We start from the raw sequence: 23,299 nt of genomic DNA, 5'->3' as shown, positions 1-23,299 counted from the left end.
GTTTCAGTTCTTTTTTTGCAAGGTGAAAATCAGGCGTAAATAACGCTTTCGTCTTGATTTGTAAAATTTGCCCGTGTAGAAAGGAGCCTGACGATGCTGTTTTCAGCGTTTCCTGGGGCATTTCTAGGCGTTTAAATCACAACGCCAGTCATCCTTGTAAAGTTAACAACAGGCGAGGCTAAGTATGAAAAGGATTGCATTTGGCTGCGATCACGTCGGGATTATCCTGAAAGACGATATTCTTGCGCATCTGCGCCAGCGCGGCATTGACGTCGTAGATAAAGGCGCATGGTCCACGGAACGTACCGACTATCCGCGCTATGCCAGCGCTGTCGCTCAGGCCGTTGCCGCCGGCGAGGTCGACGGAGGGATCCTGATCTGCGGCACCGGCGTCGGCATCTCTATCGCCGCCAATAAGCACCCGGGTATTCGTGCGGTGGTGTGCAGCGAGCCCTACTCGGCGCAGCTTTCACGACAGCATAACGACACCAATATTCTGGCCTTTGGCGCGCGGGTGATCGGCCTTGAACTGGCGAAAATGATCGTCGATGCCTGGCTGGCTGCCGAATTTGAGGGCGGGCGACATCAGGGGCGAGTGGACGCCATCGGCGCGATTGAACAGCAGCGGATTTGAGATTCCTCCGCTACTCCCGGCGATAGCCCTTGATTAACGTAGAGCCAGCCCCCCGATGAGACTGGCTTTATGAAACGTTACTCTACCGCTTTGCTTATCTGCACCTTGTCCCTCGCCGGCCAGCTGGCGCACGCCGATATGATTGATGACGCGATCGGCAATATTCAGCAGGCCATTAATGATGCTTACCATCCGGGCGATAGCCGGTCTGACGATGATGACTATGATGATGGGCGCTATCAGGACAGCCGCCAGCAGAGCGCCGATCGCCAGCAGCAGTATGACGACCGGCGGCGACAGCTTGAGGATCGCCGACGCGAACTTGACGAGCGCCAGCGCCAGCTTGATCGGGACCGCCGTCAGTTGGAAAGCGACCAGCGCAGGCTGGATGATGATTATTGATGCGGCACGACTCGCGGCCTTCGCCGCGCCCGCTTAATCCAGCGCTATCTCCATGCCGTCAAATCCCGCTTCAAATCCCGCCGGTAGAGCATTTTCCATCATCCATGCATCGAAGCGGTGGCTGATATGGGTGAGGATCACCCGCGGGCAGCCGATGATATGGTTAATGGCCCGCACGGTGTTCAGGTCGCAGTGGTTGCGCGGCGGCTGCGGGCGCGGCTCGTGGCTACAGTCGATAATGATAAGCTGCGGCTGGTTATTCAGCAGGAACTTCAGCGTTTTCTCCGGCAGCGCGGCGGTGTCGGATAGCCAGGCGACCCGGCTGTGGGCCGACTCCAGCAGATAGCCAAACGTGAGCCTTGAGTGGTTCAGCGGCAGCGGCGTAACGCGCAATCCCTGAAGTTCAAATCTTACAAAGGGTTCGACGGTATGGCTGAAATCCAGCAGGCCAGGATGCTTAAACAGATCATCGCAGCCCTGTTCATCCGGGGGGCCGTATACCGCAATAGGTTCGCCCACGCCCCAGCGCAGCGGGAACAGGCCTTGAACGTGATCCATATGATAATGGGTGAGCAGAAACTGCTGAAAGCTGCCGGCGGGCCACTGGGTCATCAGGTCCGGTAGCCCGGCATCGAGCAGGGTCACCGCGTTGTTGAATTTGACGACCGCGCTACAGGGACGGCGACGATGCGCTTCGTCGACGCGGGCGCGGCGACAGGCGGGGCAATCGCAGCCGAAAACCGGTACCAGCTGCGCGCCGCCGGTGCCGGTTAAGCGGATAGTCAGGCTCATCTCTTCTCCTCGCGTTCAGGCAGTCTGCTGTTCGCGACGGTTGCCGTGAATACGAATCAGCGAAACCAGGGCATCCACCGACTGGCTAAGTCGGCCATCGTTATTCAGCATCAGACACTCATTCGGCGTATAGCGCGCCGCGCGCGCCAGGCGCTGGGCGATTTCCGTCTCGTTCTCCCGTCCGCGCTGCTCCAGGCGCTGTCGCAGCACCGCCGGAGAAACCTGCAGACAGATGGGCAGCAGCGCGTCGGCATAGCGCGCCTGCGCCTGCGGCAGATGGGCGCGTGAACCGTTAGCGACCACGTCGAACCCGGCGTGCAGCCACAGGTCAATCTCGATGCCAATGCCATAGTAATTGTTGTTAGCATGCCAGCTAAGAGCAAACAGATGCTGTTCGGCGCGGGTAAAAAACTCATGCTCGCTGAGGGCGATATGGTTTTCACAGCCCGCGTTGTGTGGACGGGTTATGTAGCGGTGCGCCACCAGCAGCTGCGGATGCTCCCGCTGGCGCAGCGCCGCCAGCAGGCTGTCTTTGCCGGAGCCGGAGGGGCCGACCAGCCAAATCAGTTTCCCTGTCATCAGAAGACCCTCTTGCCTTGCCGCCAGACGTGATCAATATGGATATGCTCGCCGTGACGGCGCGCCAGCACCAGGTCCGCCCGCTTACCTTCGGCAATCGCCCCGCGGTCGTGCAGCCCCAGCGCCTGGGCCGGGTTTTTGCTCACCAGACGAATGGCCTGCGCGAGGGTAAAGGCGTTGCCCTCGTCGTCGGCGATGCGAAAAGCGGCATCCAGCAGGCTGGCGGGATAATAGTCGGAGGAGAGAATGTCCAGCAGGCCGCTGGCCGCCAGATGGTGGGCGGCGACGTTCCCCGAGTGCGAGCCGCCGCGTACGATATTCGGCGCGCCCATCAGAATGTTCATCCCGTGCTGGCGCGACGCCTGCGCTGCGGCGATCGTGGTGGGAAATTCGGCGATGACGCTGCCAAGCTGGCGCGATTCGAGCACATGTTCGCAGGTGGCGTCATCGTGGCTGGCCAGCGCGATATTTCGCTCGCGACAGATGGCGGCGATGCGCTGCCGGTTAGGCTGAGACCAGGCCGCCGCCAGCGCCATCTGCTCCTCTTCGAATTTGTCCATCTCTTCGTTGGTCAGGTGATATTTGCCCTGATAGTAGTCGCGGTATTTGCTGCGGTCGGCATACTGGCGCTGGCCAGGTGAGTGATCCATCAGGGAGACCATGCTCACCGGCTCGCGGCCAACCAGCTTCTCAAACAGCGGCAGGGTGGTGTGATGCGGCAGTTCGCAGCGCAGATGCAGCCGATGTTCAGCGCGGTTGAGGCCGCGCTTCTGCGTCTCTTCCACGGCGTTGATCATTTTTTCGAGATTTTCCAGGCGATCGCCGCCGTCGCGCACATCGCCAATAGCCACGGCATCCAGCACGGTGGTGATGCCGCTGGCGACCATCAGCGCGTCGTGGCTGCTCATCGCCGAGTGGGCGGGCCAGTCCACTTTCGGTCGCGGGGTGAAAAACTTGTCCAGGTTGTCGGTATGCAGCTCGATAAGCCCCGGCAGCAGCCAGCCGCCCTCACCGTCGATGGCCTCCGCCAGTCGGCTCTGGCTTTCGGCAAAGGCCGAAATTCTGCCGTCCTGAACTTCCAGCGAGCCGTTAATCACCTCGTCTTCGAGGATCAGCTTTACATTATTGATAATCATGCTGGAATCCCCATCGGGTGCAGACGGTCGGCGACCTGGTTGCGCGTGGCCTCGTCGTGAAAAATACCGACGATCGCCGCGCCGCGGGCTTTGGCTTCATGGATCAGTTCCACCACCGCGGCGCTATTTTTGCCGTCCAGCGAGGCGGTGGGTTCGTCGAGAAGCAAAATCGGGTAGTCGACCGCGAAGCCGCGGGCGATGTTAACCCGCTGCTGTTCGCCGCCGGAAAAGGTCGAGGGGGCGAGGTGCCACAGGCGTTCGGGTACGTTCAGCCGCGTTAGCAGGCGGGCGGCTTTCGCGGCGCTCTCTTCGCGCGGGATGCCCAGTTCGAGCAGCGGCTGCATCACTACGTCGAGGGCGGAAATGCGCGGGATCACCCGCAGAAACTGGCTGACCCAGCCAATGGTGGTTTTGCGCACTTCCAGCACTTTACGCGGCGTGGCGGTGACCAGGTCCACCCATTCATCGCCGTGGCGAATATGAATGTGGCCGCTATCGGGGAGATAGTTGGCGTACAGCGAACGCAGCAGGGTCGATTTTCCGCTACCGGAATGGCCGTGCAGCACCACGCATTCACCGGCATTCACGGTCAGCGAGGCGTCGGCGAGTACCGGCAGACGGACGCCGTGCTGCTGGTGCAGAACAAAGGTTTTATGGATGTTTTCAACGCGGATGGCGTTCATTTTTAGCCTCATCGTGCCTGAATTTCCCCGGATCGCGGCGTGAACGCCTTATCCGGGCTACCTGATGCATTAACTCACGAAGCGCGACCGGGGAGTCCCGGAGGCGGCGCGTTGCGCCTGTCCGGGCTACGGGCTCGTAGACGGCTCGGGATCCGTAGCCCCGGTAAGCGCAGCGCCACCGGGGAGTGGACATTCACTCAGTTCTGCAACACCGACGACACCAGCAGCTGGGTATAGGGGTGATGGGGATCGTCGAGCACCCGGTCGGTTAAGCCGCTTTCGACTACCTGGCCCTGCTTCATCACCAGCAGACGGTTAGCCAGCAGGCGGGCGACGCCGAGGTCGTGGGTCACAATCACCACCGCCAGGTTCAGCTCCACGACCAGGCCGCGCAGCAGATCGAGCAGGCGCGCCTGCACCGATACGTCCAGCCCGCCGGTGGGCTCATCCATAAACACCAGCCTCGGCTGCGTCACCAGATTGCGGGCGATTTGCAGGCGCTGCTGCATCCCGCCGGAAAAGGTGGTGGGCAGGTCGTCAATGCGCGAAGGCGGGATCTCCACCTCCTGCAGCCACTGTCCGGCGGTGGCGCGAATATTGCCGTAGTGACGGGACCCGGTGGCCATCAGGCGTTCGCCGATATTGCCGCCGGCCGAGACCTGGCGGCGCAGGCCGTCCATCGGATGCTGATGCACCACGCCCCATTCGGTGCGCAGCAGACGTCGGCGCTCCGCTTCGCTCATGGCGTATAGCGAGCGCTGTTGATACAGCACTTCTCCCTGCTGCGGGGCCAGGCGGGCGGAGATCGCTTTCAGCAGCGTGGTTTTTCCGGAGCCGGATTCGCCGACGATACCCAGCACTTCCCCCGGCCACAGCTCAAACGAGACGTCGCTGAAGCCTTTGCCCGGCGCGTAGAGGTGGGTCAGGTTGTTCACCGCCAGTAACGGATAACTCATTTTTTCTGCTCCTCGCTCTGTTGGCGGCAATAGTCGGTATCGGAGCAGACAAACATCCGTTTGCCGCTGTCGTCGAGCACCACTTCATCAAGATAGCTATGGCGAGATCCGCAGATGGCGCAGGGTTCATCCCACTCCTGAACGGTAAACGGATGATCGTCGAAATCGAGGCTCTCAACCGAGGTATACGGCGGTACCGCGTAGATGCGTTTTTCGCGTCCGGCGCCGAACAGCTGTAGCGCAGGCATCATATGCATCTTCGGATTATCGAATTTTGGAATCGGCGACGGATCCATCACGTAGCGGCCGTTGACCTTCACCGGGTAGGCGTAGGTGGTGGCGATATGGCCGAAGCGGGCAATATCTTCGTACAGCTTCACCTGCATCACGCCGTACTCCTCCAGCGCGTGCATGGTGCGGGTTTCGGTTTCGCGCGGCTCGATAAAGCGCAGCGGCTCCGGGATCGGCACCTGGAAGATCAGGATCTGATCGTCAGTCAGCGGCGTTTCCGGGATCCGGTGGCGGGTCTGGATCAGCGTGGCGTCTTCGGTGCGCTCGGTGGTCGCGACGCCGGTCACGCGTTTGAAAAACTGACGAATCGATACCGCGTTGGTGGTGTCGTCGGCGCCCTGATCGATCACCTTCAGCACGTCATTTTCCCCGATGACGCTGGCGGTAAGCTGGATACCGCCGGTTCCCCAGCCGTAGGGCATCGGCATCTCGCGACCGCCGAAGGGCACCTGGTAGCCGGGGATGGCCACCGCTTTCAGGATGGCGCGGCGGATCATGCGTTTGGTTTGCTCGTCGAGATAAGCAAAGTTATAGCCGGTCAGTGCGTTAGCCACGTTGATTCTCCCGTTGCAGGCGTTTAAGCAGCGCCAGTTCGGCCTGGAAATCGACATAGTGGGGAAGTTTAAGGTGCGAAACGAAACCGGCGGCCTCGACGTTATCGGCATGGGCCAGCACAAACTCTTCATCCTGGGCAGGGCCCGCCACCTCTTCGCCGTACTCCGGCGCCTGGAGCGCGCGGTCAACCAGCGCCATCGCCATCGCTTTGCGCTCGCTCATGCCGAACGTCAGGCCGTAGCCGCGGGTAAAGTGCGGCGGTTCATCCTGAGGGTCGACAAAGCCGTTGACCATCTCGCATTCGGTCATCAGCAGTTCGCCGATAGTGACGGTGAAGCCCAGCTCTTCGGGAGCGATCTCCACCGCGACGTAGCCGCTGCGAATTTCACCGGCAAACGGATGGTTGCGTCCGTAGCCGCGCTGGGTGGAGTAGGCCAGCGCCAGCAGGTAGCCCTCGTCGCCGCGCGTCAGCTGCTGCAGGCGCGAAGAGCGCGAACAGGGATAAACCGGCGGATGGCGGGTGATATCGTCGGGCTGCGCGTCGGTATCCCGCTCCGCCTTCGCCAGCCCCTGCTGGACGAGCAGATTAAAGACGTGCGGCGTCGCTTCCTGCGGTGCGCTATCGGTCGCCAGCGGCGGCGTTTCGCCGTTGGCCAGCAGGGTAAAATCGAGCAGACGGTGGGTGTAATCGTAGGTCGGGCCGAGCATCTGGCCGCCGGGGATATCTTTATAGACCGCCGAGATACGGCGCTCAAGGCGCATACCGGCGGTGTCGACAGGCTCGCTGACCGCCAGCCTTTGCAGGGTGGTGCGATAAGCGCGCAGCAGAAAAATCGCTTCGACGCTGTCGCCGCTGGCCTGCTTCAGCGCCAGCGCCGCCAGCTCCCGGTCGGCGATGCCGCCTTCGGTCATGACCCGGTCCACCGCCAGATTAAGCTGTTGGCTAATCTGATCAACGCTGATTTCAGGAAGCCGTCCCTCGCCTCGGCGTTTCTGTTCCTGTAGGGCGTGAGCGGCGACGATCGCCTTCTCGCCGCCTTTGACGGCTACGTACATTAGCAGACCTCGACGTGAGTGGTGCGCGGAATCGCCAGCAGGCGTTCGCCGCAGGTGAGGATCAGATCGATTCCCAGCGGGAACGGATGCGGACGCTCGGTCAATTCTTCAATAATGCATTCCGGCAGCTGCGGGGCGATCATCCGCTCTTCGGCGATCCCCGCGCCGGTCAGCCGCAGCATCCGGCCGCCGCTCAGGCTGGCAAGCTGAACCACCAGCGTGACGCCGGTTTCCGGGGCGACGACGGTACCGGCGGAAAGCACGTTCAGCTGCTCGGCGCTGATGCTGTCGCTGGCGACGGCGAAGGTCGCCTGCTGCGGCTGCTCAACCAGCGGCGCGCCGGTATGGAAGCGCAGATTCTGGCCGACAAGATCGTTATGCAGCGCGGGAGCGAGCCAGACCGGCGTATCGTGATCCACCAGCGTCAGCAGCAGGCTGGTGGAGGCGACGTTCAGCGGCTGCCAGCCGTGCTGAAGCTGCTGCAGGGAGACAATCACTCCCGGCTCGCTCATCGCCTTCAGCAGGCGGCGGAAACTGTGCTGGGCATCCTGCACAGCCAGGGTAAAGGCGGGTTGTAATGTCATGCGTTATCTCCGCGAACCAGAGTAAAGAAGTCGACCCGGCTGGCGTTGACTTCGGCGCGTCGGGCTTCAATGCGCGCGCTGCGTTGTTCTTCCAGCGGGGTTATCAGGGTTTCCATCAGGGTGTGAAAATGGTGTGGTGACTGCATCAGGGCATCAATGGCCGCGCAGCGTTCAGCGTGCGGGCGGTCGCGGCCCAGAATCCAGCTATAGCCGAGGGTGCCGTCGGCCAGGCGAATAGCGGCGCGGGTTAAGGTGGCGTCTCCGGCGAAGAATCGGTCGCCGATGCCGCCCATACGCGCCTGCAGCTGCACCAGCCCGGTCTCCGGGGCGCGAATCAGCTCATACTGCGGCGCGAGCTGCAGCGTCTGCATCCGCGCCGCCAGTTCTTGTGGTTCACTGTGGGCCAGCACGGACATCCAGCGCTGGCGGGTTGCGGTATCAAAGTGCATTCAGTGCTCCATGGTGAATTCAATCATGTCGGCGCGGGTCAGGCTGACGGAGTACTCCGTCGCGCTCTGCTCGCCCTGGCGATGATTCAGGGTGCGCACGCACAGCAGCGGCGCCATGTTGGGAATGCCGAGAATATTGCTCTCTTTGGCCTGCGCGCGTCGGGCGCTGATTTTGGTGCGCACGCGGGTCAGTTCGATATCCAGCCGATCGCGCAGCAGGTCATGGAGAGAGCCGTGGGTAAAGGTTTGCAGAACCGGCCACAACTGCAGGTCGGTAAAGTAGTGGTCGATCAGACACAGGGCGACGCCGTTCACGCGGCGCAGGGTGCGCAGGTGAATGACGTTATCGCCTTCACTGATAGCAAACGCCTCGGCAACGTGGCTGCTGGCCGGACGCACCACCGACAGCAGCTTCTCGCTGGTCGGGTGGCTGCCCTGTTCGAGAAGATTCTGGCTAAAGCGCGCCTGGGCGTTGAGCGGATAATCTATCGGGCGCATCAGCACCAGCACGCCGACGCCCTGACGGCGCTGGACCCAGCCGCGTTCGACGAGCTGATCGATGGCCCGGCGCAGGGTGTGGCGGTTAACCTCAAAGCGGGACGCCAGCTGCTGCTCGGCGGGCAGATAGTCGCCGCAGTGGTAATGGCGAAGCTCTTGCTCCAGTTTGGCGGCAATTTCCTGATATCGCGTTGGATAACTGGTCGGATGTCTGGATAAGTACATGTCAATCGAGCCTCACTAAGGACAAGGAAGTATTTCCCTCTGAGCGTGGGCCGATCCTGACGGTTTTTTGTTACATTTCGGTTAACTCATGATGACCGGGGGATGAAGAGTTGATGCCGGTGGAATGACAGGGTAAGGGGGAGTGAATGCACAGATGCCCTCACTCCGCCCTCTCTCCCTTTCGGGGGGAGCACAGGGTGAGGGGAAAAGGCCAGCGTTAAGGCTCTTTCACCACGTTGACCATCCACGGGACGCCAAAGCGGTCGATAACTTTACCGAAGCCGTGCGCCCAGAAGGTTTCCTGCCAGGCCATCTCAATCTGCCCGCCGTCGGCGAGGCCGTCAAACCAGCGTTTACCCTCAATAATATCCTGCGAGTCCAGCACGACGGTAAATCCGGCGTAGCGCTCCATGTTGCTGGAGGGGCTGTCGCTGAGCATCAGGATACTATCGGCAATGCGCAGGCTGGCGTGCGCGATACCGTCGGCAGCCAGATGCTGGCCGGAAGGGCAGCCATCTTCGGCGTCCTGCGTATTCTGCGGCATTTCACCCCAGGTGATTTTGTGGATGAGCTCCTCGCCCAGCGCCTGCTGGTAGAAAGCGATGGCGGCAGCGCAGTTGCCGCTAAAAGCGATATAGGGACTTAAGGGCATAACCATTACCTCAGGTAACGAATATTCCATTAAGCGTAGAAGGGGATTGCAGAATTAAGCCAGGCGGCAGCGAGGGATTCCGGGAGGCCACGGGAAAATATATTTCCCCCTGACAACGGGCGTCGGGGGAATAAAATCAGTTCTTTTTAACAAATTCGGATTTTAGCTTCATCGGGCCAAAACCATCTATTTTACAGTCAATATTATGATCGCCTTCAACCAGGCGGATATTCTTCACTTTAGTGCCGATTTTTAGCATCGAAGAGCTGCCTTTAACCTTCAGATCTTTTACCACGGTGACGCTGTCGCCGTCGGCGAGTAAATTACCGTTGGCGTCTTTGACCACCAGCGCGTCGTTATCGTCCGCAGGCTCGGCATTGTTCCATTCGTGGGCGCATTCCGGGCAGATAAACATGCCGCCGTCTTCATAAGTGTATTCAGAATGGCATTTTGGGCAGTGTGGCAGTTGCATGACGTTCCTCACGATTACTGGGTAAAACAGGACGTTGGTCCTTTAAATGGCGGCTGATAGCCGAAAGTAATGCTGATTATAGCGCAATCCCGCACTTTTGTCGGGCCTTTTTTATGACTTATCGCAGCGGAGAAAGAGGATATATATCGTGAGGCCTGGCGGGCTTATTTTCATAAAAAGCGCAGGATATTTCCGGAAATGTATCGCTAAGTTCCAATATTCATTGAACTTATTGCTTTTGGATGACTCTGTTTAAGGGTAGGTAAATTTTTGTGAAGTTGATCCCAAATTTAAACGCTGTTAGGGTAAAAAGGCGAGAACGCAAATTCACTACACTTATTAGCGGTACCGCTTATTTGATTATGGCCAGAGCAGGCGTCAACAGGTTCGGTTGTACGGACTGTCAGCAGACAGTGCAGGCAAACCTGCTACGCTTGAAATGTGGAGCACAGCAATTCGCCGCTCCCAACGCATGACGCGAATGACCTTGTCATTCGGCGGAGATTCGTGCGCTCAAGGCGAGAGCAAAAGAGGATAATTATGCTTAAAAGGAAAAAAGTAAAACCCATCACGCTTCGGGATGTGACCATCATTGATGATAGCAAACTGAAGAAAGCGATTACCGCAGCGTCGCTGGGTAACGCGATGGAATGGTTCGATTTTGGGGTATATGGTTTTGTTGCATATGCGCTTGGTAAGGTCTTTTTCCCCGATGCCAACCCCAGCGTGCAGATGATTGCCGCGCTCGGTACTTTCTCGGTTCCCTTCTTAATTCGTCCATTAGGCGGCCTGTTCTTCGGGATGCTGGGCGATAAATACGGTCGACAAAAGATTCTGGCGATAACCATCGTTATCATGTCGATAAGTACATTCTGTATCGGCCTTATTCCGTCGTATGCCACGATTGGTATCTGGGCGCCGATCCTGCTGCTGCTGTGTAAAATGGCGCAGGGCTTCTCGGTGGGCGGCGAATATACCGGTGCCTCTATCTTTGTTGCAGAGTACTCGCCTGACCGTAAACGCGGCTTTATGGGCAGCTGGCTGGACTTCGGTTCGATAGCCGGTTTTGTCATGGGCGCGGGCGTAGTCGTGCTGATTTCCAGCGTGGTGGGCGAAGAGAACTTCCTCGACTGGGGCTGGCGTATTCCGTTCTTCCTGGCGCTGCCGTTAGGGATTATCGGTCTTTATCTGCGTCATGCGCTGGAAGAGACGCCGGCGTTCCAGCAGCACGTTGATAAAATGGAGCAGGGCGACCGCGAGGGCCTGCAGGATGGGCCGAAAGTCTCTTTCAAAGAGATTGCGACCAAACACTGGCGTAGCCTGCTGACCTGTATCGGTCTGGTGATTTCCACCAACGTGACCTACTACATGTTGCTGACCTACATGCCGAGCTACCTGTCGCATAACCTGCACTATTCTGAAGACCACGGGGTGCTGATCATCATCGCCATCATGGTCGGGATGCTGTTCGTTCAGCCGGTTATCGGTATGCTCAGCGACCGTTTTGGCCGTCGTCCGTTCATCCTGATTGGTAGCGTGGCGCTGTTCGCGCTGTCGATTCCGGCCTTTATCATGATTAACAGTAACGTCCTTGGCCTGATTTTCGCCGGTCTGCTGTTGCTGGCGGTGGTGCTGAACTGCTTTATCGGGGTGATGGCCTCGTCGCTGCCGGCGATGTTTCCGACCCACATCCGCTTTAGCGCCCTGGCCAGCGCCTTTAACATCTCGGTGCTGATTGCCGGTCTGACGCCGACTCTGGCGGCGTGGCTGGTGGAAAGCACGCAGAACCTGATGATGCCGGCTTACTATCTGATGGTGGTGGCGTTGATTGGTCTGATTACCGGCCTGTCGATGAAAGAGACCGCCAATCGTCCGCTGAAAGGGGCAACGCCAGCGGCTTCGGATATTCAGGAAGCGAAAGAAATTCTCGGCGAGCACTACGATAACATCGAACATAAAATCGAAGATATCGATCAGGAAATCGCCGACCTGCAGGAAAAACGTTCTCGTCTGGTGCAGCAGCATCCGCGCATCAACGACTAAATCGTTTTGCTGGTAACTCATGCCGCCGCGGGCTTCCCCCGGCGGCATTTTTTATGTCCTGAGCTGAGGTCATTCGCGGACCGCCCGGGCCCGGTAAGGACCGGGCGGTGCTAAAGGAAGCGGGCGGGCTACGGCTTAGCTATGGGTCAGAAAGCGCGCCAGCCGCTGCTGCAGAATTTGATTTTCGCGGCTCAGGCGCGCGTTCTCGTCCAGCAGCGTTAAGGCCACAGCGATGCCCGGCCAGTCCAGCTCCAGCTCTTTGCGCAGGCGTACGGCGCGGTGAACGATGGTCACCGCGCTATCGTCAAACAGCCAGTTTTCCCGCTGCGGCTGGCGCGGCTCGATCATGCCGAGGCCGACAATCTCGTTAAGCTCCTCTTCGGAAAGGCCGGTGTGGAGACAAAACTCGGTAATCGTGAACGTCACTGTTATCTTAGCCATCAGGCTTTCCCCCATGTCTTACGCGGCTCGAAGCTGGATTGTGCATCCGCCAGCTGCTGCCAGAGCTCACGGCTCTTCTCATCTGGTTTTGGCGGCATGACGATTTTGATCACCGCATACAGGTCGCCGGTGGTGGTTTTGCTGGTCAGCCCTTTGCCCTTCACCCGCAGCCGCTGACCGGCCTGGCTGCCCGGCGGAATGGTCAGCAGGATGCTCTCTTTCAGCGTCGGGATAGTGACCCTGGTGCCTAGCGCTGCTTCCCACGGCGCCAGCGGCAGGACGATTTCAAGGTTGTGTCCGACGATATCAAACAGCGGATGCGGGGCGATATGAATCACCAGCCACAGGTCGCCGTTAGGGCCGCCATTTTCGCCAGGGGTGCCCTGGCCTTTCAGGCGGATCCGCTGGCCGTCGACGACGCCCGCGGGAATTTTCACGTTCAGGGTTTTCGGCGTTTCGCTTTCGACCATGCCAAAGACGTTATAAACCGGCAGCTTATAGCTGATGGTGCGCGTCTGCTCGGCCAGGGTCTCCTCAAGGAATACCGCGACTTCTATCTCTAAGTCATGACCGCGGACGCCGTGCTGGCGGCGGCTATGGTGCGCCTGCTGGCCAAACATGGAGGAGAAGATGTCGTCGAAGTCCTGCTGGCTATAGCTCTGCTCGTGGGAATGCTGCTGCTGACGGCCAAACTGCGGATCGTTACGGTGCTGCCAGAGCTGGTCGTATTCGGCGCGGCGCTGGTCATCTTTAAGCACTTCCCAGGCTTCGGCGAGATCTTTGAATTTGGCTTCGGCATCGTTTTCTTTGCTGACATCGGGGTGGTATTTACGTGCCAGACGGCGATAGGCGGTCTTAATGGTTTTCAGATCGTCCGTTGGCTGAACCCCTAAAATGGCATAATAATCCTTTAATTCCATGGTTTTATCTCATTTATGCGCAATATTATGGTTACAGATCCCTGGATCAGGTGTCTTTACTAAGCGTAGGGCAAATGAGGGCGGATGTGGGGGAAAAATGGCGCAAACTTGACGCCGTCGGGATTGACGGCGGCCAAGCGTGAACGCCAGCTATTCGCTGGAGCGCCGGCGGTTTCTGCGCAACCCTTCCAGCAGCACAAGGGCGGCGCCAATGGCTCCGCCCATCACGGGGAGCGCGGCGGGCGCGTTGGGGAACAGATGAACGATGGTCACATCGGTCACCATCATGGAACCGGCTATCCAGCCGATGAGCGCCCCGCCCAGCATCACCACGGACGGGAAGCGGTTGAGGATAGCCAGCACCAGCTTGCTGCCGAGGACGATAATCGGAATGCTGATCAATACGCCCAGCGCGACCAGCAGCAGATGGCCTTTTCCGGCGGCGGCCACCGCCAGCACGTTATCCAGCGACATTATGACATCGGCAACGGTAATGGTGACCGCGGTACGCCACAGGCTGCTGGAGCTGCTGACATCATTCTCTTCTTCCTGATTGGTCACCAGCTTGATGCCAATCCACAGTAGCATCAGCGCGCCGACCACTTTAAGCCACGGCAATGAGAGTAAATAGATCGCGATAGCTAAAAGCAGCACGCGCGCCGCTATTGCGCCGACGGTGCCGATGATAATCGCTTTGGTACGCTGCTGAGGCGGCAGTTTACGGCAGGCCATCGCGATCACCACCGCGTTGTCGCCACCCAATAACAGATCGATAGCAATAATTTGCAGCAGAATAACCGCCACGTCCCACTGACTGAAAAACGCATTCATACCCAACTCATCGAACCAAAAAAGAGAACCTACGGAAAAACGCAGGGGCGAAGCGTACTCTCGTTAGGGCACTCTGGCCACCTTACCGAGAGACCGCGCGCAGCGAGTGATTGAAAAATATCGTTACCAATCATTGCATGGTCCGGCAATGATTCGCAGGCAAAGGATGATATTTTGTTCGTAGAAATACATCTGCCGTTCACCTATCGCAAGGACTAACTACATGCCCGGCCATAAGAATTTACTCACATTTGCCTTTATCGGCGCTACCCTGTTTCCGCTTATGGCGACCGCTGCTGATGCGCCGACTTTTACGCCTGAACAAGAGGCCCGTATTGGCAAAATCGCCGCGGATTACTTAGTCGCGCATCCGGAAGTGCTGCTGCAGGCCAGCCAGAAGCTACAGCAAATTCAGCAACAGCAGCAGGCCAGCGCCGCGACCCAGGCGGTACTGAAGAATGCGGCTGCGCTGACCCAGGATAAAAATACGCCAACCTACGGCCCGAAAGAGGGCAAAGTCACCGTCATTGAATTCTTTGATTATCAGTGCGTTTACTGCAGTCGTCTGGCGCCGGTAATGGAGCAGGTGATTAAAGAGCACCCGCAGACCCGCTTTGCCTTTAAAGAGTGGCCGATTTTTGGCAGCCGTTGGGAAACCTCGCTTGAAGCGGCCAAAACCGGCCTGCAGATTTATCAGCAGAAGGGCGCAGAGGCTTATCTGACCTACCATAACGGGATCTATTCCACCGGACATAACGAAGGCAAGCTGACGGCTGCCGACATCCAGCAGCAGGCGAAGAAAGTGAATTTCGACGCGAAGAAAGCGGCGGACGTTGAGCCGGTACTGGAAAGCACCAATCAGCTGGCGCAGGAAATTGGCCTGAGCGGGACGCCGGGCGTTATCGTGATGCCGACTACCGGCGCTACGGAAGCGACGATCACCGTATTCCCGGGGCTGGCGGATAAAGCCTCGCTGGATGCGGCGATCAAGAAAGCGGGCGGCTGATAATCAACGCGTCCGCCGGACGGCGGGCGCGATTTAGCGATGACAGCAGCGCTGCAGCATCGACATAATCACCTGAAAGAGCTCATCTTTAGCCTGCTGCTCCGTGATGACGCCGTTCACTACCGCGGCCGATAGCCCGTCGGCGGAGCCGAGCATGGCGAGAATGGCCGCCTCGCTGAGATTCTCACTCTCGCAAAGCGGCGAAAAATAGTCCCGACATTTTCCGGTAAAGGCGGCGATGCACTCTTGTTTGATCTTCTCCAGCTCTGGCGTCCCGGCCAGCGCGGCCATGACGCTGGGCATCTCGCGCCCCTGAAGCAGCACGCACTCGATATAGGCGTTGGCGATCGCCGAGGCCAGCTTCTCCGCATTCGGTTCGGTATTGCGCAGTATCTCATCCATTCGCGCCGTCTGGCGTTGGTCGTATTCGCGATAAAGCGTCGCGAAAAGCCCTGAACGGCTGTCAAAGTGATCGTAAACCACGGGTTTAGTCACGCCCGCCTGCGTCGCCAGATAACCCAACGTCAGAGCATCGGTCCCTTCTTGCCGAATAATATGCCAGGCGACATCAATCAGCTGCTTGCGCCGCTCTTCTCGCGTTAAACGCTGACGTACGAGTGGTTCAGACATGGAAACATTCTCCCGTTGACATATTAATATACTAAAGGTAACTTACTAATGGTAGGTTACTGTTGGTATATAAGACTACGTCCAATATCGTTATAGCGCAACTGGGGTATCCGTCATGCATGCATTAATCGTGGTTTCTCATCCTCTCAAGACGTCGCTGACTCACAGCGTAGCAACGGCGATTGCGCAAGGAATTGCCGAATCCGCCTCGCAGCATACGGCTGACATAGCGGATTTAACGCAGGAAGGCTTTAACCCGGTATTTGCCGAGCCGGATATCGCCGCATTTCTGCAAACCGGCGACACGCCGCCCGACGTGATGGCCGAGCAGGCCAGAATTGATAACGCCGACGCGCTGGTGCTGGTTTTTCCCGTTTACTGGTGGTCGATGCCTGGGCTGTTAAAGGGCTGGGTTGACCGCGTGTTTTCAAACGGCTGGGCCTATGAGGAGACCGCCGACGGCGATGTCGTGAAGAAGCTGGGCCGCCTGCGGGTGCATCTGGTGGCATTAGGCGCAGCGAGTCAACAAACGTATGACAAGCACGGATTTACCGATGCTTTTAATGCGCAGATTGTCCACGGGATTTTTGATTACTGCGGGGCGACGGTAGCCAGTTCGCAGATGCTGCTGTTGCCGGACCTGAAAACGGCGGAGGCGCATCTGGAGGCGGGGCGCCAGCTGGGAAGAAAGATGTTTGCCTGAGGCTCGCTTCGCTCCCGAGCCTGGGTTTCCGCCGGGCGGCTTTATCCGGGCCCGGCCTGAAAAAAATATATTATCAATGGGTTATATGCGTCATATCGGGACAGAACGCGCGATAATCTCACGAGGGGGCGTCATGCTAATATGCCATGTTTTCACCGCGTTATGTTGCCCTGCGCGGACGGCATCTGACGACATTTTTGGTGTTAGCCAGAGGTACCTTATTGTATAATCCTCCGGTTCCCCTTCTGGAAAACAATGATGAATAAATTACAGCGTTTCGAAAGTCTCGGTGATAATTGTGAGTTTGCTTTCTTTCTCAGAGAGTCAGGTTATGATGAAGGCAGCTTGTTTCGTTGGACTTTAATAAAAAACTATCATGCTCTTCTAAAACTAATAGAATCTGATTTTGCTGGTTTGTATGTCTATGAAAACCTGACCCCATCCTGGCAGGATATGGTGCTTGATCAGCAGTATGATATTTGTTTTCATACTGAAATGTATAGCGATAATAAAAATGATGGCTGGGTCTGGCGTTATTCTGAACAGGAAAATGATCTTATTTATAAAAAAGAAGTAGAGAAGATTAATTACCTGATAAGCAAATTTAAGAAAAGCCTTGTTGATGACAATAAAATTTTTGTCGTAAAAAGCAATGGCAATAATCTTGATGATATAGTATTCGCTTTAGCAAAAGAGTTTAAGAAGCACGGTAACAGTAAAATACTTTACGTGAAAAGTAACGTGGAAAGTTCAGCTCCAGGTGAAATCAAGAAAGTGACTGATAATCTTTTTATTGGCGCAATCGATAGATTTGCCGACTATAGCCGGGCAAATGAATACTCGCGTGAAGGCTGGCAGGCAATAATTGATAATGCTGTAAAGGTTATGTGAATTTTTTTGCAGCGTATTAATATACGCTGCATTTTTTAGCTGGTAGTAATAAAGCACGTTTTTGGGTAATGATTTAACAGCGAGTAATTATAAACGGCTTCATTCTTGTAGTATGAGTTAGGGTAGAAATTGACTTCTTTTCCCAGCAGGGAGGCTAAAATTGCCACGTGAAGTCTATCGGTATTTACAACTTTATACTCTTCAAGAAAGTTGATCATGCAGCGGGTAGAGTTTCGTGCCAGAAATTCATTATCCCAATAGTCGCCATTCCACGTGAGCGAAATATCATGATTGTTTTCTTTATGTTCTCCTGTCAGAGACTCTGAATCTGTTCTGAAACAGTTTGCCTGTTGTTTATAGGCAGGTTTAAGAGACAGGTACTGGCTAAGATCGAGATAAAATGCCATGTCATCAGCAATGAATACGTTCTTATTTGGCTCATAGCTGAGAGATTTTATATAATCGAAAGTGGTATTTTCACGGCAAAAGACAACTAGCTTATCTATATTATTAGTGAATAAATCGCTATACCCTCTGATGGTCGAAGGCATAATGATCGTTTTGTGAAATTTGTGAATATTACTTTGAATAAAATCGCGGCCCTCAGCGTACAGTCCTTCTATGAGGTTTCCTCCGCCACCAAAAATTAAAATATCAGTATCAGCGCTGTAGCGCTCATCGGCCCTGTAAGGAACATAGGTAAGCGCATTTCGTTCGAAAAAATCGTACGTTGCCGATGCAATCACGCCATCACCCGCGTTACCGGGGTTTGCCTTATAGACAAATCGATGAGATGGATGATAGGATTTTAGAAATAAATCAAATTTTAACTCTGCACTGGTCATTTTTTATCCTGTTTAACAGAAGCTATTGATTGCTATCTTAATATTACTTCAACTCACTCATTATTATAGAAAAGTCTAGGTTACTAAGGAAAGATCACAATGAAAAAAGTTCTTATAATGACGCCGGACATAGAGGGGCCTGTCCGTAACGGCGGCATTGGTACTGCTTTCACTGCCCTTGCCACTACTTTGGCAAAAAAGGGTTATGATGTCGATGTATTGTATACATGTGGTGACTATTCGGAGTCTTCTGCATCAACTTTTAGCGATTGGTCACGTATTTATAGCACCTTTGGTATTAATCTGCTAAGTACCGGTCTGGTAAAAGAGATTAATATTGATGCGCCTTATTTTAGAAGAAAAAGTTACTCAATTCTGCTCTGGCTGAAAGAAAATAATGTCTACGACACTATTATTTCTTGTGAATGGCAGGCAGATCTGTATTACGCTTTATTAAGTAAAAAGAATGGCACTGATTTTGAGAATACAAAATTCATTGTCAATACTCATAGCTCAACATTATGGGCTGATGAAGGTAATTACCAGCTCCCATATGATCAGAATCATCTTGAACTCTATTATATGGAGAAAATGGTTGTTGAGATGGCTGATGAAGTCGTTAGTCCTTCTCAGTATTTAATTGACTGGATGTTGAGTAAACACTGGAATGTTCCTGAAGAACGCCATGTTATTTTAAATTGTGAGCCATTTCAAGGGTTTGAGACGAGAAGTGATGTTGTCGTAAAAACAAATGAAACACCCACTTCAGGCGTTGAGCTTGTATTTTTCGGCCGGCTTGAAACCCGTAAAGGGCTCGATATCTTCCTGCGCGCATTAAGAAAACTCTCTGACGAAGACAAAGAGACGATCTCTGGTGTGACCTTCCTCGGGAAGAATGTCACGCTGGGTAAAATTGATTCCTTTACCTATATCATGAACCAGACCAAAAATCTGGGGCTGGCAGTCAATATCATCAGCGATTACGATCGTACTAATGCTAATGAATATATAAAAAGAAAAAATGTACTAGTCATCATCCCATCGCTCGTTGAAAACTCTCCGTATACAGTTTATGAGTGCCTGGTTAATAACGTTAACTTCCTCGCCTCAAACGTCGGAGGAATTCCAGAACTGATTCCGCAAGAGCATCATGCTGAGGTTCTGTTTACCCCAACGCCGGTTGATTTGTACGGTAAAATCCACTATCGCTTAAAAAATATAAATATCAAGCCTGGGCTGGTTGAGTCACAGGAAAATATCCAGGCAGCGTGGTTTGCCGCTATTGAGCGAAAAGATAACTGCGTTTTCAAGAAAATAGATGAATCGAATCGCCCGTTAGTTAGCGTGTGTATCACTCATTTCGATCGTCACCATTTGCTCCAGCAGGCAATTGCCTCAATTAAAACGCAGACGTATCAAAATATTGAAGTCATTTTAGTTGATGATGGAAGTACAAAAGAAGAATCTCATCGTTATTTGAACCTTATCGAGAACGATTTTAACGCTCGAGGCTGGAAAATCATCCGTAGTTCTAATAACTACCTGGGCGCAGCGCGAAATTTGGCTGCGCGACACGCCTCCGGTGAATATCTGATGTTTATGGACGATGATAATGTCGCTAAACCTTTTGAGGTTGAGACATTTGTCACGGCAGCATTAAACTCCGGGGCCGATGTGTTAACCACCCCAAGCGATCTTATTTTTGGTGAAGAGTTCCCTTCTCCGTTCCGTAAAATGACGCACTGCTGGCTGCCGTTAGGCCCGGATTTAAATATCGCCAGCTTTAGCAACTGCTTTGGCGATGCTAATGCCCTTATTCGCAAAGACGCTTTCGACAATATCGGTGGTTTTACTGAAGATTATGGTTTAGGCCATGAAGATTGGGAGTTTTTTGCGAAAGTCTCCTTACAAGGCTATAAACTGCAGCTCGTTCCTGAACCGCTATTTTGGTACAGAGTAGCAAACTCCGGAATGTTGTTAAGCGGAAATAAGAGCAAAAATAACTATCGTAGTTTCCGTCCATTTATGGATGAAAATGTGAAATATAACTATGCGATGGGGTTGATTCCTGCTTATCTCGAAAAAATTCATGAGCTTGAGAGCGAGGTGAGCCGACTGCGTAGCATCAATGGCGGCCACTCTGTCAGCAATGAACTGCAGCTTTTAAATCATAAGATTGATGGTCTTATTTCCCAGCAAAGAGATGGCTGGGCCCATGACCGCTTTAATGCCCTTTATGAAGCCATTCATGTTCAGGGCGCCAACAGAGGCAGAAGTCTGGTTCGTCGGGTGGGGGGGAAAGTTAAATCCCTGTTGAAATAGCAGCGTCCGCGGAGCTCGAAAGGGCTCCGCAAAAAAGAGTTTTAATGAAGTTTAATTGTTCGACGCACTCAGCTCACCCCGGATACCAACTTCAGCTTATTCCGCGATTAGGCTGCTTTTGGATTAGCATCTATGGGAGGGCAGCCCCCTACGACGACAATCTCCAACGAAGTTTGCTCCTCATCTACCGTAATTGCGGAATTCCGGCTTTGCTGCATCGTCTGGTACGTCCCTAAGCGGGCCGACACGCCTTACGGAATTTAACGTTGTGAGGGGCCTAACTTCGGCAAATGCAGTTCGATGGAGAGTCCGGCCGCAGAAAAGCAAAAACCCAGCCATAGGCTGGGTTCTCTGAATAGTGGTGCCCGGACTCGGAATCGAACCAAGGACACGGGGATTTTCAATCCCCTGCTCTACCGACTGAGCTATCCGGGCAACGGGGCGCATTAAACCGTAATCCGTACGCGGCGTCAATCAAATTTCTCGATTTATCTACCAGTTGCTTAAGTTTGCGGCAATTCTGCGCCTGAATACGCTTTTTTGCTGAAAATTACATCATCCCGTTGTCGCCTTCACGGATTTTCCAGCCGCTGGTCACCGAGATAGCGCGGCGTAATCCAGAAATCGCGTAGTCGCCAACAATGTCTTCGTCATCGCGCGGCGAGCTGATCGTGATTTCCGCATCGACGCCGTGACGATAGGCGCCGTGGTGGCTAAAGATGGTGCCGATAAAACATTTATCGTTCAGCCAGACCGGGATATATGCCACGGTTTCATAGATATAGTTCGACGCTACCCCGCTATAGTAGTTTTCCGCGTCGTCGGATGATGTGCCCGGAGGAATAGGGCAAATTGGCGCGTCATTGTCGCTCTGTGGCTTATCCTTGAGCAGGTTGCTCTGCATCACTTCCAGCGACTTCAGCAGGTCTGACTTTTCCCGCTCATTCAGCGCGGGCGTCAGAGGCTGGTCTTTTTCCGGCGAGCGAATGTCGTTAAGGGTGTAGCGATAGCGGATTGTCACTGCCGGCGTACTGCCTGAGGGGCCAAACGGGCGCAACAGATAGAGATTGTCTTCGCCAAACTGGCCGTTGTACCAGAGCGCATAAACCTGGCCGTTAATGCGCACCCAGTGACTCCACTGGTTGGCGCCGCGGCCGTTGAGAGAATAGAGCGCGCCCGGAACGCCTGCGTCAAAATCATCGCCATTGCCGCTATCATCGCTGTTAACCGCAGCAAAAGCGTCGTCGCTGCGTTTTAGTATCCCGGTATAGCTAAAGAGTCCGGTGCCGCCAACGTAGCTGTCGATAATTAAATCGCGTTTACCGTCTCCGTCGAGGTCGACCAGCGTAAAGCTCACTTTACCGTTTTCGGAGTCGGCGCTGATATCGGACTGGAGAAACGCCTGCCACTCATCATCGCTGATATCGGCGGACGGCTTCGTCGTTGATACCAGAGAGTCGTCCGCGTAGGTCAGCGTAAAATGGCTGACGTTCCCGCTGAGGGGGAACTGCTCGGCGATATTATTCAGATCCAGTTCAGGATTGGCCTTCTGCTCCTTTAATACGGCGTTATACAGCGCTTTCAGCGCGTTGTTATCGGCATCTTTCTGCTGCTTCGGGATAACCTGGCTCACAAAGGTGGGCAGCATCCACGCGCCGCCGGGGGCGATCTCCCGGCAGTCGCCGGTGGAGTATTTCAGGCTCTGGACAAACGTTTTGCCATCCCAGACGCGCTCTTCACCGCTGATGCAGTCGGCGATACCGCGGCCTTTATTGAAAAAGGTGAGCACGCCGTCGGCATAGCTGGAGGCGTCGGTGGTGACCAGCTGAGGCTGGGTCATAAACGCCTTGTCGACCACCCACGTTGCATAGCCGTCGTTGTAGGCAGCGCGCCAGCACAGCGCCTGAATCAGCGTGTGGCTTTTATCCAACGGCGTTGCGGTGATCTGGCGCTCAGATGCCGGGATATCCGCGTTTTGCCAGTCGTCGCAATGGCTATTTAGCAGAGGGACGAGCTGGGGACGGAGTTTCTGCCGCTGCTTTGCCGTCAGCGCTACGGTGGCGGCATTGTGGATGACCGGTGCGGCGATAATTTCCGGTGCGGGCGCGGCTGATAAAATATTGTCATCACCGGCGTCGCCCTGGCGTAACAGCGCATCGGCAGTGCCCAGGCGCTGCTGAAACTCATCCATTTTCAGGAATACGGCGCTGCTGCCCGCGTCGGAGAGCGTCTTACGCTCGCCGTTAAGGGCAAGCTCAATTTTGCCGTTGTGCTCCAGGGCCTGAATCAGGGCCGCCGTTTGGGTGTCATCAAAGCGAAAGTGGCTCACGTCGGCGGCCTCAAGTGGGCCGTTATCCCGATCGTCAATGAACAGATTTACCGTTGCGTCAGGGGGGATATCGCGTTCGGTTTGCGCGAAAGTCGCCACAGCGATGACGTGCTGCGCCGCGCCCGCATTGCGGGTCAGCAGAACGCTGACTTCGCCCATGGTGGCGCCATAGCCGGCGGCTCGGCAGGTCCCGGTGTTGTCGCAGGCGAGCTCCCAGTCTTTGTGCGCGAAAGAAAAGCCTTGCGGAGAAGCTGCCAGGAGCGGTGTCGAACACAGCCCCATGATGGCAACCCAAAGAAGAGAGCGCATATCAAACCCTGTCAGCATATCGATGAGGAGGGGATTATATGCGCGATGAATTGGTTAAGATATCG

Annotated in this window: 25 protein-coding genes and 1 tRNA gene; 7 read left to right on the top strand and 19 right to left on the bottom strand. The window is 55.3% G+C overall.

Annotation, left to right across the window (positions count from 1 at the left end; genetic code table 11):
- Window positions 1-184 precede the first annotated feature (184 nt).
- Window positions 185-634 (top strand): bifunctional allose-6-phosphate isomerase/ribose-5-phosphate isomerase RpiB, encoded by a 450-nt coding sequence (gene rpiB, locus ABLU96_RS08425; protein ID WP_004097854.1) that lies wholly within the window; start codon window positions 185-187, stop codon window positions 632-634.
- A gap of 69 nt (window positions 635-703) precedes the next feature.
- Window positions 704-1,036, top strand: coding sequence for a DDRRRQL repeat protein YjdP (yjdP, locus tag ABLU96_RS08420; RefSeq protein WP_348862441.1), 333 nt, complete (start codon window positions 704-706; stop codon window positions 1,034-1,036).
- Between the two features lie 33 nt (window positions 1,037-1,069).
- On the opposite strand, the gene phnP is transcribed toward yjdP, so the two are convergent.
- The 12 genes from phnP to ABLU96_RS08360 all read right to left on the bottom strand — a co-directional run bounded on the left by phnP (window position 1,070) and on the right by ABLU96_RS08360 (window position 9,964).
- Window positions 1,070-1,828, bottom strand: a complete 759-nt coding sequence (gene phnP / locus ABLU96_RS08415) for a phosphonate metabolism protein PhnP (RefSeq protein ID WP_064405848.1) — start codon at window positions 1,826-1,828, stop codon at window positions 1,070-1,072.
- A 15-nt stretch (window positions 1,829-1,843) separates the two neighbouring features.
- Window positions 1,844-2,407 (bottom strand): ribose 1,5-bisphosphokinase, encoded by a 564-nt coding sequence (phnN, locus tag ABLU96_RS08410; RefSeq protein ID WP_004097857.1) that lies wholly within the window; start codon window positions 2,405-2,407, stop codon window positions 1,844-1,846.
- Window positions 2,407-3,543: an alpha-D-ribose 1-methylphosphonate 5-triphosphate diphosphatase gene (phnM, locus tag ABLU96_RS08405; protein ID WP_048262049.1), complete on the bottom strand. Its 1,137-nt coding sequence runs from the start codon at window positions 3,541-3,543 to the stop codon at window positions 2,407-2,409. Before phnM ends, phnN begins: the two co-directional genes overlap by 1 nt.
- Complete coding sequence (phnL, locus tag ABLU96_RS08400; protein WP_048262047.1) at window positions 3,540-4,226, bottom strand: phosphonate C-P lyase system protein PhnL; 687 nt, start codon at window positions 4,224-4,226, stop codon at window positions 3,540-3,542. The genes phnM and phnL overlap by 4 nt, the downstream gene beginning before the upstream one ends.
- A gap of 197 nt (window positions 4,227-4,423) precedes the next feature.
- Window positions 4,424-5,182, bottom strand: coding sequence for a phosphonate C-P lyase system protein PhnK (gene phnK / locus ABLU96_RS08395; protein ID WP_064405843.1), 759 nt, complete (start codon window positions 5,180-5,182; stop codon window positions 4,424-4,426).
- Window positions 5,179-6,027, bottom strand: a complete 849-nt coding sequence (locus ABLU96_RS08390; RefSeq protein ID WP_025107671.1) for an alpha-D-ribose 1-methylphosphonate 5-phosphate C-P-lyase PhnJ — start codon at window positions 6,025-6,027, stop codon at window positions 5,179-5,181. Before ABLU96_RS08390 ends, phnK begins: the two co-directional genes overlap by 4 nt.
- Window positions 6,020-7,084: a carbon-phosphorus lyase complex subunit PhnI gene (locus ABLU96_RS08385; RefSeq protein WP_064375655.1), complete on the bottom strand. Its 1,065-nt coding sequence runs from the start codon at window positions 7,082-7,084 to the stop codon at window positions 6,020-6,022. The genes ABLU96_RS08390 and ABLU96_RS08385 overlap by 8 nt, the downstream gene beginning before the upstream one ends.
- Window positions 7,084-7,668: a phosphonate C-P lyase system protein PhnH gene (gene phnH / locus ABLU96_RS08380; RefSeq protein ID WP_004097865.1), complete on the bottom strand. Its 585-nt coding sequence runs from the start codon at window positions 7,666-7,668 to the stop codon at window positions 7,084-7,086. The genes ABLU96_RS08385 and phnH overlap by 1 nt, the downstream gene beginning before the upstream one ends.
- Window positions 7,665-8,117: a phosphonate C-P lyase system protein PhnG gene (phnG, locus tag ABLU96_RS08375; RefSeq protein WP_004097867.1), complete on the bottom strand. Its 453-nt coding sequence runs from the start codon at window positions 8,115-8,117 to the stop codon at window positions 7,665-7,667. The genes phnH and phnG overlap by 4 nt, the downstream gene beginning before the upstream one ends.
- On the bottom strand, window positions 8,118-8,840 hold the full coding sequence (gene phnF, locus ABLU96_RS08370) for a phosphonate metabolism transcriptional regulator PhnF (protein WP_049080185.1): 723 nt from the start codon (window positions 8,838-8,840) through the stop codon (window positions 8,118-8,120). It lies immediately after the preceding gene.
- Between the two features lie 217 nt (window positions 8,841-9,057).
- A complete protein-coding gene (gene yjdN, locus ABLU96_RS08365; protein WP_348862439.1) occupies window positions 9,058-9,492 on the bottom strand; it encodes a VOC family metalloprotein YjdN in 435 nt (144 codons plus the stop codon).
- A 136-nt stretch (window positions 9,493-9,628) separates the two neighbouring features.
- Window positions 9,629-9,964 (bottom strand): zinc ribbon domain-containing protein YjdM, encoded by a 336-nt coding sequence (locus tag ABLU96_RS08360; protein WP_004097870.1) that lies wholly within the window; start codon window positions 9,962-9,964, stop codon window positions 9,629-9,631.
- 540 nt (window positions 9,965-10,504) lie between these two features.
- On the opposite strand from ABLU96_RS08360, the gene proP reads away from it, so the two are divergent.
- Window positions 10,505-12,007 carry a glycine betaine/L-proline transporter ProP gene (gene proP / locus ABLU96_RS08355; protein ID WP_048262038.1) on the top strand — a complete coding sequence of 501 codons (1,503 nt, stop codon included), beginning with the start codon at window positions 10,505-10,507 and terminating at the stop codon, window positions 12,005-12,007.
- A gap of 135 nt (window positions 12,008-12,142) precedes the next feature.
- On the opposite strand, the gene cbpM is transcribed toward proP, so the two are convergent.
- From cbpM to ABLU96_RS08340, 3 genes are all read right to left on the bottom strand, one after another.
- Complete coding sequence (gene cbpM / locus ABLU96_RS08350; RefSeq protein WP_004097873.1) at window positions 12,143-12,448, bottom strand: chaperone modulator CbpM; 306 nt, start codon at window positions 12,446-12,448, stop codon at window positions 12,143-12,145.
- Window positions 12,448-13,368 (bottom strand): curved DNA-binding protein, encoded by a 921-nt coding sequence (cbpA, locus tag ABLU96_RS08345; RefSeq protein WP_014227587.1) that lies wholly within the window; start codon window positions 13,366-13,368, stop codon window positions 12,448-12,450. Before cbpA ends, cbpM begins: the two co-directional genes overlap by 1 nt.
- 150 nt (window positions 13,369-13,518) lie before the next feature.
- Window positions 13,519-14,199: a TerC family protein gene (locus ABLU96_RS08340; protein ID WP_004097877.1), complete on the bottom strand. Its 681-nt coding sequence runs from the start codon at window positions 14,197-14,199 to the stop codon at window positions 13,519-13,521.
- 223 nt (window positions 14,200-14,422) lie between these two features.
- Between ABLU96_RS08340 and ABLU96_RS08335 the strand changes: the two genes are divergently transcribed.
- Window positions 14,423-15,205: a DsbA family protein gene (locus ABLU96_RS08335; protein ID WP_025107666.1), complete on the top strand. Its 783-nt coding sequence runs from the start codon at window positions 14,423-14,425 to the stop codon at window positions 15,203-15,205.
- Between the two features lie 33 nt (window positions 15,206-15,238).
- Here the strand turns inward: ABLU96_RS08335 and ABLU96_RS08330 are convergent, their stop codons facing one another.
- Window positions 15,239-15,835 (bottom strand): TetR/AcrR family transcriptional regulator, encoded by a 597-nt coding sequence (locus ABLU96_RS08330; protein WP_025107665.1) that lies wholly within the window; start codon window positions 15,833-15,835, stop codon window positions 15,239-15,241.
- 115 nt (window positions 15,836-15,950) lie between these two features.
- Between ABLU96_RS08330 and ABLU96_RS08325 the strand changes: the two genes are divergently transcribed.
- Window positions 15,951-16,538, top strand: coding sequence for an NAD(P)H-dependent oxidoreductase (locus ABLU96_RS08325; protein WP_048262036.1), 588 nt, complete (start codon window positions 15,951-15,953; stop codon window positions 16,536-16,538).
- A 255-nt stretch (window positions 16,539-16,793) separates the two neighbouring features.
- Window positions 16,794-17,429, top strand: a complete 636-nt coding sequence (locus ABLU96_RS08320; protein WP_223852518.1) for a hypothetical protein — start codon at window positions 16,794-16,796, stop codon at window positions 17,427-17,429.
- A 35-nt stretch (window positions 17,430-17,464) separates the two neighbouring features.
- Here the strand turns inward: ABLU96_RS08320 and ABLU96_RS08315 are convergent, their stop codons facing one another.
- A complete protein-coding gene (locus ABLU96_RS08315) occupies window positions 17,465-18,274 on the bottom strand; it encodes a polysaccharide pyruvyl transferase family protein (RefSeq protein WP_004097886.1) in 810 nt (269 codons plus the stop codon).
- Between the two features lie 99 nt (window positions 18,275-18,373).
- Between ABLU96_RS08315 and ABLU96_RS08310 the strand changes: the two genes are divergently transcribed.
- A complete protein-coding gene (locus ABLU96_RS08310) occupies window positions 18,374-20,596 on the top strand; it encodes a glycosyltransferase (RefSeq protein ID WP_049083637.1) in 2,223 nt (740 codons plus the stop codon).
- Window positions 20,597-20,955: 359 nt separating this feature from the next.
- Here ABLU96_RS08310 and ABLU96_RS08305 read toward each other — a convergent pair.
- A tRNA-Phe gene (locus ABLU96_RS08305) sits at window positions 20,956-21,031 on the bottom strand.
- 115 nt (window positions 21,032-21,146) lie between these two features.
- Window positions 21,147-23,234 (bottom strand): DUF1176 domain-containing protein, encoded by a 2,088-nt coding sequence (locus tag ABLU96_RS08300; protein WP_049082947.1) that lies wholly within the window; start codon window positions 23,232-23,234, stop codon window positions 21,147-21,149.
- Window positions 23,235-23,299: the final 65 nt, after the last annotated feature.

Origin of the sequence: Klebsiella sp. CN_Kp106 (assembly GCF_040064575.1) — a bacterium.
Taxonomy (GTDB): domain Bacteria; phylum Pseudomonadota; class Gammaproteobacteria; order Enterobacterales; family Enterobacteriaceae; genus Klebsiella; species Klebsiella michiganensis.
This window is presented reverse-complemented; position numbering and strand designations above follow the sequence as displayed.

What these genes read in the sequence shown, in the direction of transcription:
- rpiB (WP_004097854.1), top strand. Translation starts at nt 185, where the DNA reads ATGAAAAGGATTGCATTTGGCTGCGATCACGTCGGGATTATCCTGAAA.
- yjdP (WP_348862441.1), top strand. Translation starts at nt 704, where the DNA reads ATGAAACGTTACTCTACCGCTTTGCTTATCTGCACCTTGTCCCTCGCC.
- phnP (WP_064405848.1), bottom strand. Translation starts at nt 1,828, where the DNA reads ATGAGCCTGACTATCCGCTTAACCGGCACCGGCGGCGCGCAGCTGGTA.
- phnN (WP_004097857.1), bottom strand. Translation starts at nt 2,407, where the DNA reads ATGACAGGGAAACTGATTTGGCTGGTCGGCCCCTCCGGCTCCGGCAAA.
- phnM (WP_048262049.1), bottom strand. Translation starts at nt 3,543, where the DNA reads ATGATTATCAATAATGTAAAGCTGATCCTCGAAGACGAGGTGATTAAC.
- phnL (WP_048262047.1), bottom strand. Translation starts at nt 4,226, where the DNA reads ATGAACGCCATCCGCGTTGAAAACATCCATAAAACCTTTGTTCTGCAC.
- phnK (WP_064405843.1), bottom strand. Translation starts at nt 5,182, where the DNA reads ATGAGTTATCCGTTACTGGCGGTGAACAACCTGACCCACCTCTACGCG.
- ABLU96_RS08385 (WP_064375655.1), bottom strand. Translation starts at nt 7,084, where the DNA reads ATGTACGTAGCCGTCAAAGGCGGCGAGAAGGCGATCGTCGCCGCTCAC.
- phnH (WP_004097865.1), bottom strand. Translation starts at nt 7,668, where the DNA reads ATGACATTACAACCCGCCTTTACCCTGGCTGTGCAGGATGCCCAGCAC.
- phnG (WP_004097867.1), bottom strand. Translation starts at nt 8,117, where the DNA reads ATGCACTTTGATACCGCAACCCGCCAGCGCTGGATGTCCGTGCTGGCC.
- phnF (WP_049080185.1), bottom strand. Translation starts at nt 8,840, where the DNA reads ATGTACTTATCCAGACATCCGACCAGTTATCCAACGCGATATCAGGAA.
- yjdN (WP_348862439.1), bottom strand. Translation starts at nt 9,492, where the DNA reads ATGCCCTTAAGTCCCTATATCGCTTTTAGCGGCAACTGCGCTGCCGCC.
- ABLU96_RS08360 (WP_004097870.1), bottom strand. Translation starts at nt 9,964, where the DNA reads ATGCAACTGCCACACTGCCCAAAATGCCATTCTGAATACACTTATGAA.
- proP (WP_048262038.1), top strand. Translation starts at nt 10,505, where the DNA reads ATGCTTAAAAGGAAAAAAGTAAAACCCATCACGCTTCGGGATGTGACC.
- cbpM (WP_004097873.1), bottom strand. Translation starts at nt 12,448, where the DNA reads ATGGCTAAGATAACAGTGACGTTCACGATTACCGAGTTTTGTCTCCAC.
- cbpA (WP_014227587.1), bottom strand. Translation starts at nt 13,368, where the DNA reads ATGGAATTAAAGGATTATTATGCCATTTTAGGGGTTCAGCCAACGGAC.
- ABLU96_RS08340 (WP_004097877.1), bottom strand. Translation starts at nt 14,199, where the DNA reads ATGAATGCGTTTTTCAGTCAGTGGGACGTGGCGGTTATTCTGCTGCAA.
- ABLU96_RS08335 (WP_025107666.1), top strand. Translation starts at nt 14,423, where the DNA reads ATGCCCGGCCATAAGAATTTACTCACATTTGCCTTTATCGGCGCTACC.
- ABLU96_RS08330 (WP_025107665.1), bottom strand. Translation starts at nt 15,835, where the DNA reads ATGTCTGAACCACTCGTACGTCAGCGTTTAACGCGAGAAGAGCGGCGC.
- ABLU96_RS08325 (WP_048262036.1), top strand. Translation starts at nt 15,951, where the DNA reads ATGCATGCATTAATCGTGGTTTCTCATCCTCTCAAGACGTCGCTGACT.
- ABLU96_RS08320 (WP_223852518.1), top strand. Translation starts at nt 16,794, where the DNA reads ATGATGAATAAATTACAGCGTTTCGAAAGTCTCGGTGATAATTGTGAG.
- ABLU96_RS08315 (WP_004097886.1), bottom strand. Translation starts at nt 18,274, where the DNA reads ATGACCAGTGCAGAGTTAAAATTTGATTTATTTCTAAAATCCTATCAT.
- ABLU96_RS08310 (WP_049083637.1), top strand. Translation starts at nt 18,374, where the DNA reads ATGAAAAAAGTTCTTATAATGACGCCGGACATAGAGGGGCCTGTCCGT.
- ABLU96_RS08300 (WP_049082947.1), bottom strand. Translation starts at nt 23,234, where the DNA reads ATGCGCTCTCTTCTTTGGGTTGCCATCATGGGGCTGTGTTCGACACCG.